This window comes from Wolbachia endosymbiont (group A) of Bibio marci, assembly GCF_947251645.1.
Lineage (GTDB): Bacteria > Pseudomonadota > Alphaproteobacteria > Rickettsiales > Anaplasmataceae > Wolbachia.
Genome location: NZ_OX366364.1, coordinates 41,410 through 57,191, shown reverse-complemented (window position 1 = coordinate 57,191; position 15,782 = coordinate 41,410). Strand labels below are relative to the sequence as shown.

At 36.2% G+C, this 15,782-nt stretch carries 12 protein-coding genes, 1 tRNA gene and 2 pseudogenes; 9 read left to right on the top strand and 6 right to left on the bottom strand.

The annotated features are described in order from the left end of the window. Nucleotides 1-9: 9 nt before the first annotated feature. From OPR48_RS00320 to OPR48_RS00310, 3 genes and pseudogenes are all read right to left on the bottom strand, one after another. Nucleotides 10-738: pseudogene (locus OPR48_RS00320) on the bottom strand (transposase); the annotation flags it as partial. A 116-nt stretch (nucleotides 739-854) separates the two neighbouring features. Continuing rightward, nucleotides 855-992: a hypothetical protein gene (locus OPR48_RS00315; RefSeq protein WP_265026099.1), complete on the bottom strand. Its 138-nt coding sequence runs from the start codon at nucleotides 990-992 to the stop codon at nucleotides 855-857. 40 nt (nucleotides 993-1,032) lie between these two features. Beyond that, on the bottom strand, nucleotides 1,033-2,436 hold the full coding sequence (locus tag OPR48_RS00310) for an NAD(P)H-dependent flavin oxidoreductase (protein WP_265026098.1): 1,404 nt from the start codon (nucleotides 2,434-2,436) through the stop codon (nucleotides 1,033-1,035). Between the two features lie 117 nt (nucleotides 2,437-2,553). On the opposite strand from OPR48_RS00310, the gene OPR48_RS00305 reads away from it, so the two are divergent. From OPR48_RS00305 to OPR48_RS07425, 3 genes and pseudogenes are all read left to right on the top strand, one after another. Continuing rightward, the gene (locus OPR48_RS00305; protein ID WP_265026097.1) at nucleotides 2,554-2,712 is read left to right on the top strand and encodes a hypothetical protein; all 159 of its coding nucleotides are present in this window, start codon (nucleotides 2,554-2,556) and stop codon (nucleotides 2,710-2,712) included. Nucleotides 2,713-2,941: 229 nt separating this feature from the next. Next, nucleotides 2,942-3,124, top strand: a complete 183-nt coding sequence (locus OPR48_RS00300) for a hypothetical protein (RefSeq protein ID WP_265026096.1) — start codon at nucleotides 2,942-2,944, stop codon at nucleotides 3,122-3,124. A 24-nt stretch (nucleotides 3,125-3,148) separates the two neighbouring features. Continuing rightward, nucleotides 3,149-4,050: pseudogene (locus tag OPR48_RS07425) on the top strand (IS5 family transposase). 57 nt (nucleotides 4,051-4,107) lie between these two features. On the opposite strand, the gene OPR48_RS00280 reads toward OPR48_RS07425, so the two are convergent. Both OPR48_RS00280 and nuoI read right to left on the bottom strand, forming a co-directional pair. Continuing rightward, nucleotides 4,108-4,299 (bottom strand): hypothetical protein, encoded by a 192-nt coding sequence (locus OPR48_RS00280; RefSeq protein ID WP_265026092.1) that lies wholly within the window; start codon nucleotides 4,297-4,299, stop codon nucleotides 4,108-4,110. Between the two features lie 19 nt (nucleotides 4,300-4,318). Then, complete coding sequence (gene nuoI / locus OPR48_RS00275) at nucleotides 4,319-4,789, bottom strand: NADH-quinone oxidoreductase subunit NuoI (RefSeq protein ID WP_265026091.1); 471 nt, start codon at nucleotides 4,787-4,789, stop codon at nucleotides 4,319-4,321. 222 nt (nucleotides 4,790-5,011) lie between these two features. Here nuoI and mnmE point away from each other — a divergent pair, with 222 nt between their 5' ends. The 5 genes from mnmE to OPR48_RS00250 all read left to right on the top strand — a co-directional run bounded on the left by mnmE (nucleotide 5,012) and on the right by OPR48_RS00250 (nucleotide 13,074). Beyond that, nucleotides 5,012-6,547, top strand: coding sequence for a tRNA uridine-5-carboxymethylaminomethyl(34) synthesis GTPase MnmE (mnmE, locus tag OPR48_RS00270; protein ID WP_265026090.1), 1,536 nt, complete (start codon nucleotides 5,012-5,014; stop codon nucleotides 6,545-6,547). 47 nt (nucleotides 6,548-6,594) lie between these two features. Beyond that, a tRNA-Ser gene (locus OPR48_RS00265) sits at nucleotides 6,595-6,682 on the top strand. 176 nt (nucleotides 6,683-6,858) lie between these two features. Beyond that, on the top strand, nucleotides 6,859-7,875 hold the full coding sequence (locus OPR48_RS00260) for an NAD(P)/FAD-dependent oxidoreductase (RefSeq protein WP_265026089.1): 1,017 nt from the start codon (nucleotides 6,859-6,861) through the stop codon (nucleotides 7,873-7,875). A gap of 1,305 nt (nucleotides 7,876-9,180) precedes the next feature. After that, complete coding sequence (gene topA, locus OPR48_RS00255; RefSeq protein ID WP_265026088.1) at nucleotides 9,181-11,631, top strand: type I DNA topoisomerase; 2,451 nt, start codon at nucleotides 9,181-9,183, stop codon at nucleotides 11,629-11,631. Nucleotides 11,632-11,769: 138 nt separating this feature from the next. Beyond that, on the top strand, nucleotides 11,770-13,074 hold the full coding sequence (locus OPR48_RS00250; protein WP_265026087.1) for an ankyrin repeat domain-containing protein: 1,305 nt from the start codon (nucleotides 11,770-11,772) through the stop codon (nucleotides 13,072-13,074). A 147-nt stretch (nucleotides 13,075-13,221) separates the two neighbouring features. Here the strand turns inward: OPR48_RS00250 and trhO are convergent, their stop codons facing one another. Beyond that, nucleotides 13,222-14,049, bottom strand: a complete 828-nt coding sequence (gene trhO / locus OPR48_RS00245) for an oxygen-dependent tRNA uridine(34) hydroxylase TrhO (RefSeq protein WP_265026086.1) — start codon at nucleotides 14,047-14,049, stop codon at nucleotides 13,222-13,224. 129 nt (nucleotides 14,050-14,178) lie between these two features. Here trhO and OPR48_RS00240 point away from each other — a divergent pair, with 129 nt between their 5' ends. After that, nucleotides 14,179-15,777, top strand: a complete 1,599-nt coding sequence (locus OPR48_RS00240) for an ABC transporter permease (RefSeq protein ID WP_265026085.1) — start codon at nucleotides 14,179-14,181, stop codon at nucleotides 15,775-15,777. Nucleotides 15,778-15,782 lie beyond the last annotated feature (5 nt).

The following is a 15,782-nucleotide window of genomic DNA, read 5'->3' as shown; positions in this document are numbered from 1 at the left end:
TCCGATCGTGCACTGTTGATTAGATTGAGAAACTCGTGGCACAATTCCAAAATATGCAGTAAGTTTCTCAGGCCTATGAAAATCATTAATGTCTCCAATTGTTGCAATAAAAATAGCTGCAGAAATTGGGCCAATTCCTTTTATGCTGATAAGGTTCAGGAAGCTGTTTGGCAAAAGCTATAATTTCCCTCTCAAGTTTTTTAAGATTTCCCGAATAGCTTCCAAATGATAGCTAATTACTTCAATTTCAACCTTTTCTAAAGGATCCCAAGTATACTTTCCAATAGCACCCACCTTAGTTGTAAGTGCTTCCTTTTTAATTTTTATCCCATGGTAATTAAAAAGACCATGCATTTTATTGATTAAAGATACCCGTAACTGGTCTCTTGTTTGAAGAAGAGAAGCTAACTGCTTGCATTGTTTGCTTTGCTTCAGGCAACATACCTTTGCTTAGAAAAAAAGCAATAGCTCGCGCATCGTGCTTGTCCGTTTTGTTCACAGAGCAACGAACAACTTCAAACTGTCCAGGAGACCACGCTCTTAACATAAGGTGACACTGCGTCATAAAAAAAACAGCTATTGCCTGTTAGCTATTTCATCTGTTTCTTGAAGATTTCTGATAAAATTATTTAAGTCTTTTAAGCGAAACGTTTGAATATACTCCGATTTTCCTTCTTGCAAGTAACAAACAGTAAAACTATTGGTATAATGCCTATGTGACGCATATTTTTCCTCCAATTGCACATTTCAATATATCAGAGTACTGGTTGGTCCAAACTCCTATACGAGGTCATCACATTTTGTGAGCCTCACCGGTGGCAGAATCTGAGTAACGAGGTCTTCTTTCATATACTTTATACAAGAACACTCAGAAAAAGTGCCAACCTGCCACCTATCCACTCTGAAAAGTGATTATCTTCTCTTGCTTCCAACCAAGCAATACCTAATTCATACCTTCTGGGTAAGGTCAGTAGGTGGTAAAATATAAACATTTTATAAAGTGAAAAATGGACTTTTCAGGCCACTGCTGACTCAATACCCAGTCAATATCCTTTCTACCAGTTCTTTTACTGTCGGTACATAGCCATTCTCATAAAACGGATCTTGCTTGAATTTATATACATTATGTCCGGAAAACATGAGTTCATTTTCAATATCGCTGTCATGTATAATGTTTTGCAGTGTCTTTTGTATACAAAAACTCCGTGGATCTGGTTTTTGCCCTGTTGAATGGTCGCCATGATCTTTCCAATTGCTAAACAGGCAATGGCTCAAACATCCCATGCAATTGATTTGATCTTGTCTTATCTCTGCAAATTTGTCTGGCGTCACAAAAATAACAGTTGAATCTGGGGTTTTCATTGCTTCTGTGTACCCTGCTTTAGTCCATGTATTTGCCAGTTCTTTGTCTTTTGCAGTAAGGTAAATCTTCCTACCTCTGCTACCCATTGCAAATTCACTATTGAATTCCTTGCTGGCATTTTCTGAAAACTTTACTTGACGTGAATTCCGTTTCTGCAACTCACGTATGAAGTTATTTTCTACTGCAGATGAGTAAAACCCTGTTGGACTGAATTTATTTAAAAATACGTCACCTTCTTCTAAAGTGAGTAGCTTCTTTTTCCACTCTGCAGAAATTGGGCTTTCTTTCGTCAAAAGTGGACGAGTGCCAAACTGAAAAGCTATTGGTCCAATTTGCAAATTATCAAACCAATGCTCCCAATCTTTCAAATGCCACACTCCTCCTGCCATAACAATTGGTGTTTCTGAAAGACCGATCTCGTTCATAAAAGATCTAAGCTCTGCAACTCTTTTAAATGGAGCCTGTGGTAGCTCTGGGTCTTCACTGTTACTCAGTCCATTGTGACCACCAGCAAGCCATGGATCCTCATAAACTACTCCACCTAGCCAATAAGAAGATATTTTTTGGTAAGCACGTTTCCATAATGCTTTAAAAGCGCGTACCGATGAGATAATAGGGTAATAATAAACCTGATATTTAGCTGCAATTTCTCCAAGCCTATAAGGCATACCAGCACCGCAGGTAATACCATGAACTAAGCCTTTTGCTCTTTCCAATATGCCATGAAGCACGCGTTCTGCTGCCCCCATCTCCCAAAGCACATTCATATGTACTCTTCCACGGCCTTTTGATATTTCATTTGCTATTCTTGCCTGACTAATCCCAGCTTCAATACTATACTCTATCAATTCACTGTGTTTTTCATTTCTTGTTTTGCCTTTGTAAATTAATGGCACTAACTCGCCATTATCATCAATAAGCTTAGCATTTGCACCAGAAAACGTACCCACAGCATCTGCTGCAGCAAATGCTCCACTTGACCTTCCATCACTGATTGCAATGCCTTTGCCACCCTCGATGATTGGCCACACTTCCTTTCCTGAAACTACTATCTTTTTTATCTTATTTTTCAAAGCTTCCTCTTAATCTTTCACTCTATTTTACTTAATTACGAAAAAAATAATAGCTGTTTATTTTTTTTTGTATCATTAAAGCTTCTATAGCTACTATCCTATCCACGCTGTTGTAGTTTGAGAGCAATTTCCGCTAGGGAAGGGTGTCATCCAAGTAGCCTCTTCTTGTCATTCCAGTGCTTGACACTGGAATGGCTTTGTTGCATCGCTAGCTATGATGGATTAAAGATAAAAAAGATAGAGAATATCAGTAGCTTATTATTCTGGTATTTATAACAAGAACGGTCAGTAAATACCTAAATTTGAGTAAAAGAAATTTCACTACCACTCACTAATCTGGCTAAAATTCAAGAATTTCAATGCTTTAGCTATTTTCAATAGAATTAAATTTATTAATACAAATAACAAATTACTATTCTTAAATTTGATCAGATTGATTGCAAAAAAACAAGATTTTCTATAGGTTGCTTACAATCCTAACTATGTTAGCCTTTCATAGGTAGCGATGCAACAAAGCCCACTGGAATCCAGGCTTTTGATTATAAGTAAGCATACTGAGCTGATGACTAAAGGTAGCTGTTTTATGCTAAAACAAACGTTTTTGATACAGAAGCTGGATCCCAGTGGGCTTTGTTGCATAGCAACTGAAAAAATCTGGTGGCTACTGACAAAATTCATTATAAAATAGCCATTTAACCTTTGAAGAAAAAATATGCCACAGAAAATGAAAGTCAGTAACCAAAACGAATATAACAAATTCCTTGAAAAAAGGGGAAATATTTTTCGTTACATCGATGAAGCTATCGAAAATTGGTATGAAATTGGGCCAAAAATGCAGGGCGGCAACTATATTTATAGTGATAAAGTGGTGATTTTGATACATATAACAACCCATCTATTCAGAATAGGTTTGAGTGGGATTTTTAGAGGGATACATTGAACAAATAGGAAAAAATTTGCAGCTATTCACAAGCATCAAAAGAAACTTAATATTAAGATCAATGATTGCAGAGTTGATAAAAATAATATGGAAGATATCGAAATTGCCATAGATAGCACAAGCATCAGCATTTATAACCTGGCCACAGCAAGGAAAATAGCGAAAATAGAAAGTATCGCAGCTATGAACAAGTAAAGAAACTACACGTAATGTTGAATATAAACAGCAAAAAAGCCATAGCTGCAAAATACAGTAACGGTCTGATCACTATGGAGCTTGCGATTTGCTTAAAGAAGTTCATGCCATAAAAGCACTATATGCAGACAGAGCATATGACAGACATAAACTCTATAAATTGTATGATGAATGCGGCATAAAGACAAAAATTCCTCCAAAAAACGATGCAGCAGAGCATCCAAAGTATGGCAGAGAGAAATGCTGCAATTAGACTAATAAAGTCATACAGCGAAGATGGAATGAAGAGGTGGAAAAGGCAAACAAACTACGGAAAAAGATCTTATGTAGAAAGTTTTTTCTCGCGACTGAAACAAACATTCGGGTTTAATTTTCGGAACAAATCTGAAATTAATCGTGGGAAGGAACTGCTACTCAAGTGTTATTTGCTGAATAAATTTATCGAAATAGGCGTGCCTAAGTTTGAAATGGCTACATAAGTTTTTCCTGATCTATCCAATACAAGGTGCTATGCAACAAAGCCATCCCAGTGTCAGCTACTTGGATGACACCATTTGCTGCACATTCAGGTTAAAACGTTCGCACAATTGTGTGCTTGACACTGGTCCTTTTTTCCAGATTCCAGCGTCATGTGCTGCCAAAAGGTAGGCTGTTAGTCTTTCACTTAAATCACAGTTGTACAAGAGATCTATTACATACTTGCTGTAAGAAATTTTAATTGTTGACATACCTAGTTAATAACAAGGTCTATTCTTTTTTTAACCTGAGTGCAATTGCGTCTTCCCAAACTTCACCATTATGCAATAACTTTTCTTTATTGTACATTAGCTCCTCTCTTGTTTCAGTAGCAAATTCAAAGTTAGGACCCTCCACAATTGCATCAACTGGACATGCCTCTTGGCAAAGTCCGCAGTATATGCATTTTGTCATATCAATATCATAGCGCGTGGTACGGCGACTACCGTCTTCTCTTTCCTCTGCTTCAATCACTATTGCTTGAGCAGGGCAGATAACTTCGCATAATTTACAAGCTATGCATCGTTCTTCACCGTTTGAATACCTACGCAACGCATGCTCACCACGAAACCTTGGACTTAGAGGACCCTTCTCCATAGGATATCTCAACGTAACCTTTGGTTTGAACATATATTTCAATGTAATAGCAAACCCTTTAATTAACTCTACAAAAGACCAATACCAAGCTAATTTCTTGAGCATAAAATATTTAAAACTTGTGTCAGTCATTATAAATCATATTATCAGTTTTCAAAATAAATATTTTCACCTGGGTGACTTTTACAGCTTTTCTATATAATACATTCACTAGTATGATAGTACTGCATAAATATAAACTAGCAAGATAGATAAAAATTTTGAATATTTTCAAATTAGGTATTTTGGTTTCTTAAGTGTAATATTGCTAAGTAGTTTATATAAATAATGACAAACACAAATGAAACTATTTTCGCTTTATCGACCGTATTTGGTAAGTCAGGAGTTGCAGTAATTAGAATTTCAGGCAACTACGCGCTTAAAGCTTTAAATCATTTTCATATTAAGAAAGAAATTAAACCAAGATTTGCTACTTTAGTTGATCTATATGATGATTCCAATCAATTGATAGATAATGGAATAATCATCTATTTCCCTGCTCCAAACAGTTTCACTGGCGAGGACGTTATAGAGTTACAAGTGCATGGAAGCAAGGCAGTCATAAAAATCATCTCGGAGGAATTATCGAAAATTTTTGTTATGGCCAGACCAGGAGAATTCTCACTTAGGGCTTTTCTAAATGGTAAATTTGACTTAACGCAAATAGAAGGGATTGCAGACTTAATTGATGCTGAGACGAAAATGCAAGCTAAACAAGCGATTAAGCAGATATCAGGAGAATTGGAGAGACTATACAGCAATTGGAGGCAAAGATTAATAACGATACAATCCAAAATCGAAGCATATATAGACTTTCCAGAGGACATTTGGGCAGAAAAAAGTGAATTGGAAAAAATTAATAATGAAGTGCAATCTCTCGTGCAGTTGATACAAGAGCATTTAAATGATAATAGACGGGGCGAAAGGTTGCGTGAGGGTTTACATATTGTAATAACTGGTGAACCAAATGTCGGTAAATCAACTCTGTTTAATTTCTTAGCCAAGCGTGATATTGCTATTGTTTCTGAATATGCAGGCACAACAAGAGATATACTTGAAGCTCATATTGACATTGGCGGATACCCAATCATTCTCTCTGATACTGCTGGAATTCGTGAGAGTTCAGATCCAATAGAATCAGAAGGTATAAGTCGAGCGAAAAAGAGGTCTTTTGAAGCTGATTTAAGAATAGAACTATTTCCTTTTGAACAACGACACGATGTCAACTATCAAGCCGCAGGCAATATACCATCTGTCGTTGACACACAACTATGCAAATATTGTAATCAACAAACGGTGTCATCCCAGTGCGTGACACTGGGATCCAGATATAAAAATACTTGCAAATTATGCAATAGACAATGGATTCTAGAAACATGTGCTGAAAACAATGTTCATGATGAGATAAGCTGGATTCCAGTGTCAGCTACTTGCATGACATCAGACCAAAATGACACCATTTATGTTCTGAGCAAAGCTGACGATGTTATCAATAATCACAATATAAAAATTAATGGCATAGATCTTTTACCCATTTCTATTCTAAAGGGAATGGGTACAAACAAGTTGATCTCTCTCATAAAAGAGAAGGCAGAGGAAAAATTTGGGCATGATAGAGACACTCCTGTGATTACTCGGCAAAGACATAGGAGTCACATGCAGAAAGCACTGGAACATTTACAACGTTTTAATATCGATAATCCAATTGAATTAATATCTGAAGATTTGAGGCTTGCTGCATTTGAACTTGGTGCGGTGATTGGAATTATTGATGTTGAGGAAATATTGGACAGTATATTTAGCAACTTCTGCGTGGGCAAGTAAAGCTTTTATAGATTGCTTAAAATCAAATGTTGTGATAGAAAAGAAATGGACGGATGGCCGAGCGGTTTAAGGCACCAGTCTTGAAAACTGACGTACGTGATGAGCGTACCATGGGTTCGAATCCCATTCCGTCCGCACGCTACTTTTAGCATCCCACTATGTTAGCTGATTTTTAGAGCTTATTTGGACTATGTGGTTCGTAACGCTGGAAATCTTATCTGATCTAGCCACATTTTTAAAAATACATCCCTTTGTAAATTGACCTTATTAGCGAAGAAAGCTAATATCTATAAATAGATTACCATCTGAATATGAAAACCGATATAGTAATAATAGGTGCAGGGCCTGTTGGAATATTCACTGCTTTTCAAGCGGGAATGCTTGATATGGGATGTCATATAATAGATGTTTTGGATCAAGCAGGAGGACAATGCACTGCTCTTTACCCAGAAAAGCCAATATACGATATACCTGGTTATCCTGTAATTACTGCCCAAAAATTAATTGAGCAGCTAATGGAGCAAGCTTCGCCATTTAAGCCTATTTACCATTTAAGTCAAAAAGTAGAAAAGATTTCGAATAACTGCGATCAAAGCTTTATTATCATAACTAATACAGGCACAGAGGTAAAATGTAAGGCTGTTATTGTTGCTGCAGGTAACGGAATGTTTGAACCTAACCGTCCACCCTTAAGTGGTATATTAGAATATGAAAATAAATCTGTATTTTACAGTGTAAATAAAATTTCTGATTTTCAGGACAAAACTATAGTCATTGCAGGGGGGGGTGATTCTGCAGCTGATTGGACTGTAGAACTTTCTAAAGTTGCAAAGAAAATTTATGTGATACATAGAAGAAAGGAATTTCGCTGCACTCCTGAAACTAGAAATAAATTAGAATCACTTGAAAATGATGGAAAGATAGAACTGGTAGTGCCATATCAATTACACGAACTAGCAGGAGGTAATGGGCAGTTGAGCGCAGTGATAGTAAAAAACATTGCCTCTAAGGAAGAAAAAGAAATATCCGCTGATTTTTTGCTGCCATTTTTTGGATTGTCAATGAATCTTGGTCCAATAAACAATTGGGGTATAGAGTTAGAACATAGCCGCATAGTTGTTGATCCGACTACCTTAAAAACCAGTAGAGATAGGATATATGCAATCGGAGATATAGCTACTTATTCAGGCAAACTAAAGTTAATATTAAGTGGTTTTGCTGAGAGTGCCATGGCTTGTTATGACATATACAAAGTAATCCACAACTCTCCAGTCAATTTTCAATACTCGACTTCAAAAGGAATTCACGGGAAAGAAAAACTTGCTTGACACCCTTCGCCAGCCCCCTTATCATGGTACTGAAGGTATTCATTTATCTTCAATCTGTGCAGATTAAACGACAACAGTATTACGTAATTGGCGTCTTATTTTTAATTTTTTGCACTATGCGCACCCTACGTCTTCACAACATTTCTGGGTTTTTACCTATATAAGCTGAAACGCGCTTATAAAGCGTTTAAGACAGTATAGCACGCCAATTTGCAGGATTAGAGAGTGACAACTAGCTAATACGGGATATCTTTTGCCTTTTTTTCTGCTTAGTAAATTTCTTAAATATTCAAACTAAGGTGAGTTGCATTTAAAAGCAGCTAAATTGCAGTGTTTAAGACTTAAAAAACGCCAATGTTCTAAAATAGATATTAATCGGGGCTTCTTTTGCCTTTTTTTTTATTTGGTAAATTTCTTAATGTTTGTGGCTAAACGACAACCGTCATCCCGCTACTTGTTAGCGGGATCTAGAGATACCGCGGCGGTATGACGGTTCGCGGCGGTATGATGGTTCGTGGCAGCATGACGATAACCTCGTCATCCCGCTACGTGTTAGCGGCTGAGATACCGCGAATGAATCGCGGTATGACGGTTCGCGGCGGCATGACGGTTCGCGACGGCATGACGATAAGCTCGTCATCCCGCTACGTGTTAGCGGGATCTCTTGTTAGCGGCTGAGATACCGCGAATGAATCGCGGTATGACGGTTCGCGGTGGTATGACGGTCAAGTAATTCGTCATCCCGCTACTAGTTAGCGGGATCTATGCTAAGAGATACCGTGACGGTATGACGGTTCGCGGCGACATGACGGTTAAGTATCCCGCTACGTGTTAGCGGCTGAGATACCGCGAATGAATCGCGGTATGACGGTTCGTGGTGGTATGACGGTTCGCGGCGGCATGACGATAAGCTCGTCACCCCGCTACGTGTTAGCGGGATCTCTTGTTAGCGGCTGAGATACCGCGGCGGTATGACGGTTCGCGGCGGGATGACAAGAAAGGAGTAGCAGGATGACAGAGAGTAATGCAAGAAAATAATTGGATTTTTTGCAATGCTACAGAGTTCAGTGTTTTCTATCAATTTTCACGTAATTTGTTAGCAAAATTGACAGTTGCTGAAATACTGGGTAGAATGTTTACATAAATGAGCCTTCAAAGTCACTTGAAAATAGCAACGTCCAAGGGTTTTCTAGAATCCATGAATAATCTACTTTGTAAAATTCACAAGACCTATTAAAATATTTTTTTACTTTTCATCGTATATTTCTCAACATATTATCTTTAAGTACTAAAATAATTAACAACATGGCATTATTAATAGTTGAATCACCTGCGAAAGCAAAGACAATAGGTAAATATTTGGGTAAAGAGTTCAAAGTAGCTGCATCCTTTGGACATGTGAGGGATCTTCCAGCAAAAAACGGTTCTGTCGATCCGGATAATGATTTTGCTATAAAGTATGAAACCATTGAAAAAGCAGAAAAGTATATAAAAGAGTTAGTAAAAGCCGCAAGCAAAACATCAGATATATATCTTGCAACAGACCCAGACAGAGAAGGGGAAGCAATGGCTTGGCATGTGATAGAGACATTAAAAGAAAAGAAAGCAATCAGTAATGAAAACAACATTTATAGAGTAGTCTTTAATGAGATAACAAAAAGAGCAGTACAAGAGGCTATAAAAAATCCACGTGAAATAAATATGGATTTAGTGCGTGCACAGCAAACACGCAGAGCTTTGGATTATCTAGTTGGATTTAGCTTATCACCGCTGTTATGGACGAAATTGTCGGGGAGCAAGTCTGCAGGACGCGTGCAGTCTGTTGCATTAAAGCTTATATGCGAACGAGAAGATGAAATCAGTAAGTTTATAACACAGGAGTATTGGAGCATAAAGGCAGAAATGCAAAATAGCAAAGATGAGGCTTTTTTTGCTATGCTAAGCCACTATGACAATAAAAAGCTAGAAAAATTTGATATTAAGAATGAAGAAGAGGCAAAGAACTTAGTCAGGGAGATTGAGTCAAGGCAGTATGCTGTAAGCACAGTAGAACGCAAGCAAGTTAAGAGAAACCCGCTTCCTCCATTTATTACTTCAAGTCTTCAGCAAGATGCAGTGAATAAACTGTATTTTAATGTGAAAAGTGTTATGCGCATAGCGCAAAATTTATATGAAGGTATCGATATTGGTGGTGAAACTGTAGGGTTGATAACTTACATGCGTACAGATGGGTTTCATATTGCAGATGAGGCTATAAACTCAATTAGAGGGTCAATTAAGTCATTATATGGTGATAAATATTTACCGCAGTCTCCTCGTAAATATGTAAAAAAGGTCAAAAATGCTCAAGAAGCACATGAAGCAATTCGTCCAACTGATATCAACAGAACGCCGGGTAGTATTAAGGATTACTTAACGCCAGAGCAATTTAAATTGTACGATTTAATCTGGAAAAGAACCATTGCAAGTCAGATGGAATCGGCGATCCTTGATCAAGTGGTAGTTGAAATTAGTTCTACTGACCAGAAAGTAATTCTGCGAGCAAGTGGATCAAGTATATTCTTTGATGGTTTTTATAGAGTCTACCAAGATAACATAGAAGCCGAAAATGAAGGCCTGCTACCTGTCATGAAAGAAGGGGAAGCGTGTAAGCTGATTTCAGTTGAGCCAAAACAGCACTTTACTCAACCGCCACCTCGTTATAGTGAAGCAAGTATCGTAAAAAAAATGGAAGAAATCGGTATAGGCCGCCCATCAACTTATGCAACAATTATTTCGGTATTACAAGATCGTGAGTACGTTTCATTGGATAGCAAAAGGTTTATTCCAAGCAGTCGTGGTAAAATCGTTACTATATTTTTAGAAACCTTTTTTCAGCGTTGTATAGAGTATGATTTCACAGCACAAATGGAAGAAAAGCTTGATTTAATCTCAAATGGACATGCAGATTGGAAAAAAGAATTAGGCCACTTTTGGGTGCCATTTTTTGGTCATGTAAACTTTGTCAAGCAAATGACGCATGATGAAGTTTTCAGCGGCATTCACGATTTGGTAGTCGATTGGTTTTGTTCAGAAGAAGGAAGAAAAGAGGTGAATACGAAATGTCCTATTTGCTCTGATGGCATATTGAAATTGAACTTCGGGCGCGCGGGGGTATTTCTTGGATGTTCTAACTATCCTGAATGCAACCATACAAAAGAAATTACAGGTAGTAACGACAATTCAGAATATCCAAAAAGTTTAGGTGTAGATGATATAACAGGACAAGAGGTAGTAATTAAAAAAGGTCCTTTTGGGCTTTACCTGCAGTTTAATAATGAGTCAGAAAAGAAAAAAGCGGTTTCTATACCAAAAGATATAAATGTTAATGAGATTGATCTGAGCACCGCTACTCAGTTACTTTCCTTGCCAAAAGTAATCGGAGAACACCCTGAAACCGGAAAGGAAGTAAAAATAGGCCTTGGGCGATTTGGATACTATATTTTCTATGATGGTAAATACTTTTCTCTTAAGAAAAGCTCCAAAGAGGTGCTGAATACAGAATTGAGCGAAGCTGTACAAATTATTGCAAACAGTCCACGCAAAGAACTAAAGTCTCTCGGGGTTAATGAAAAGGGAAAAGAAGTTTTCATCTGCAACGGTAGGTACGGATTCTATATAAAATGCGGTAAAACAAACGTTGCTTTGGGCAAGAGTGCAGATATTGAAAGCATAGATTTGAAGAAGGCTTTAGAGTTGATTAAGGGTAAGAAGTAAATACTTAAAAGGTATATATTTATAACTTTTTTATAAATAAAATAAGTTGAGGTATTGTATCTTATAATTGAAAAAAATACTTGTAAGTTCTATTTTTAGTACATACATTAGCATTTTTATAATTTACGGAATAAAATTATGTTAAATAATATTGAACATTATGATTTATACAAAATTTTTGAGAAATATCGTGAAAATAATGATGGGCTAGCAGACTATGAGCGTTTAATAGGTAAGTATATTGAGAAGGCGGTTGAAAAAGGTAATAATTGCTTTGAAGAAAGTGGTCTGCTTTGCCCGATAACAGGAGAACTAATATTGGAGCCTGTTAGAATAATATATGATGATGATTCAGAGTCGCAAAATGTGTTTGAGTACCATGAGATTTTTAAGCGGTGGAAAAAAGAAGGGGATAACGCAACAGATCCATGTACCAAAAGGCCTATAAAAAATCTTTGTATAGATGAGGAAATAAGACAAACAATACAGGATAAATTATGGGAATGCTTCAATGAATATTATTATGAGTTACTGGGTAATGAAAAAAGAGGTATTAATGAGGCAATAAGCTTTCTAAAGTTAATGCGATTTACTGAGTATGGTGATTACTATCAGGTGTTACAATGTCTTAATGATGGTGTTAATATTAATGCTCAAAACAATAATAATCAAACCCCATTACACATTGCTTCCCTAAAAGGTATGGCTAATATAGTAAAACTTCTTTTAGAGAGAGGTGCTAAAATAAATATCCGGGATAATCAAGGTGAAACTGTATTACACTATGCTTCTTATTATGGTTACCGTGCTATAGTAGAAATTCTTTTAAAGAAAGGTGCTAAAATCAATACCCAGGGTAATCTGGGTAAAACTGCATTATATTATGCTACTTTTGCTAATAATGTTGGTATGATTAAATTTCTTCTGGAGGCAGGAGCCAAAGCTAATGCGAAAGATGATTTTGATAGAACATCACTTTCCTTTACTGACAGTAAGGAAATAATTACTTTACTTAGAAATAAACAAATTATTGAGTCGGTTATTGAGGGTAATGATAATCAGGTGTTACGGTGTCTTAATGATGGTGCTGATGTTAATGCTAAAAACGATAATAAGGAAGCCATATTACACATGGCTTCCTTAAGAGGTATGACTAATATAGTAAAACTTCTTTTGGAAAATGGTGCTGACATTAATATCCAGGATAATCTGGGTAGAACTGCATTACATTATGCCACTTCTGCTAATAATGCTGATATGGTTGAATTTCTTCTGAAGGCAGGAGCCAAAGCTAATATAAAGAATAATAATGGTAGAAAACCATCTTCTTTTACTGAAAATAAAAAAATAATAGGTTTATTTGAAAATCCACCAGCTAGATGCCTTTCTGATGTTATGGTTAGCTGTCTTTCAACGCCCCCTTCTGTTTTTTGTGGAAAGTAACATGGATTGATGTATCAGTCAATAGATGTACTTCAGGTTATTTAATTTGCTATAGCTAAAGTGACTTAGGTTTACCTATAATTTGAAAAACAAAAATTCGTCATTCCGCTACTTGTTAGCGCCGCGGCGGTATGACGTAGAGAGATCTTATTTATTATAGCTATAACACTGAAGTTTACAATCAGAACAAACCACCTGGCCGCGTGGAATTGACTTCAGCTTGTCCGTTGAAACTTGATTTGAGCAGAGTATGCATTTTATTGTGTTGCTTGGAGTAAGTGAGTTATCAACAGCAATTCTATCATCAAAAACAAAACACTCACCTTTCCAATTACCATTTTTATTATAAGTTTTTTCAAGGTAAGAAAGAATGCCGCCTTTCAGGTGGTACACATCGTTAAATCCAAGACTTTTCATATATGCTGTTGATTTTTCACATCTAATTCCACCAGTGCAGTACATAGCCACTTTCAGGTCTTTACTCTCAGAAAATGACTCTGCCCACTGAGGAAACTCACGGAAACATTGTGTATGTGGATTAATTGCATTTTTAAACTTGCCTAATTTCACTTCATACTCATTTCGTGTATCTATTACTAAAACGTCAGGTTGAGAAGTAAAATCATCCCAATGCTCTGGATCAACATATTTACCCTTAAGGGAAATATCAAGATTGCTTACACCAAGATTCACAATCTCTCTTTTTAATTTTACCTTCATCTTGCTAAATGGTTGATATTTTGCTGCACTCTCTTTCCATGTAAGATCTTTCAGCCTATAATCAGAATGTAGAAAATCAAATATTTCATCAATCGCGTTTCTTTTACCAGATATTGTTGCATTAACACCCTCTTCTGCAAGGAGTATAGTGCCCTTTAATTCAACGTTGTCGCATGCAGTTTTTATTTCATCTTTCATGTCATAATAATTAGAAAGTTCTACAAAATGATAGAAAGTTGCAATGATGAAGCTCATGGTTACTAATCTATAAACTTAAAATATAATATATGAGATTATCAAGATATTCAATAGATCGGCTGTTAATTACTGGATATCTTCAGTTTTTACATATAACATTTTAATATTAAATATAGATTCAAATTAATGTTTTTAAGAGTATTTAAAAATATATTCCTATTTCTAGTAAGTATATTATTTATCTGCCCAATATTATCATTAATATCAATTCTATTTACAGATACAGCGAATTCCGGATGGGTAATCAGCACACTTTTTCCTGAATATATACTGAGTACGTTAATTTTGATGATAGGAGTGGGGGGAATATCTTTTGTATTTGGAGTAATTCCAGCTTGGCTCACCACATTTTTTTCATTCCCTGGAAGTAAAATTTTTGAGATTGCTTTATTCTTTCCGATATCGATTCCTGGATATATAGTAGCGTTCGTCTATGTAAATACGCTAGAGTTTTCAGGTCCGGTGCAAAGCTCATTAAGAGACATTTTAGATTGGAGCAAAGGTGACTATTGGTTTCCTGAAATAAAATCTCTAGGTGGTGGAATATTAGTGATGGGATTTAGCCTATATCCATACGTTTATATGTTAGTCCGCTCAAGTCTAAAGAATGTTAGTAACTCAGTCACTATTGCATCAACACTTGGTTTTTCCTCATTAAGGAGCTTACTTTTTGTCATTATACCCTCCATACGCCCATCAATTATAGCTGGGTTATCCTTGGTACTAATGGAAGTAATTACGGATTTCGGCACACCACAGTTTCTTGCTATTGATACTTTCACGACAGGAATATATCGCACCTGGTTTTTACTGCATGACAAATATTCAACTACTGTTTTAGCAGTTGCAGAATTGATTTTCGTTGCAACACTAATAGCTATCGAAAAAAAACTACAAAAAAAAGGAATATCCTACTCTTCAATCAATACCAATTCAGATTATCACAATAAACGGAGTATAAGTGGCGCTATACCGTTGATCTTTGCTTATCTTATGTGTGTATTGCCGATATTAATAGGTTTTATTTTGCCAATGATTCCGCTCATATATTGGAGCATAGAGAAGGGGTTTTTCATATACGAAGCAAGATTTTATAACATAATAGCAAATAGCGTTAGTTTATCATTTATCACCGCATTAATCTCAATTAGCATTGCAATAATGATTGGATATACGGCGCGTAAAAATAAGGTAATCAACAATATAGCGCGTCTCATTTCCCTGGGCTATGCGATTCCAAATGCAATTATCGCAATTAGTATAATAATATTTTTAAGCAGAATATCCTCTTTCATTACTCAATATATTGTAGAAATTAGCTTAGTAGGAACTATTGGCGCATTAGTTTACTCATATTTATTTCGTTTTTTTGCTATATCTTTCAAGGCAGTAGAATCAGGGCTCAAAAAAACACCAAATGAAATCGAGTGGACTGCATATACTATGGGTCATGGGCCTATTTCCACATGTCTGAATGTTCATATCCCTCTCATCAAGAAGAGTATATTATCAGGGTTTTTACTTGTATTTATGGATACTATCAAGGAGCTAACAGCAACACTCATTATAAGACCATTTAATTTTGAAACTATATCAACCAGAATATATGAACTTGTAAGCGATGAGCGCTATAGAGAAGCTGCCCCATTTTCGTTAATAATAGTTATAATAGGCTTAATCTCTACAATAACCTTATTTACACTTGATGATAAGGATAAAAAATAAACTAT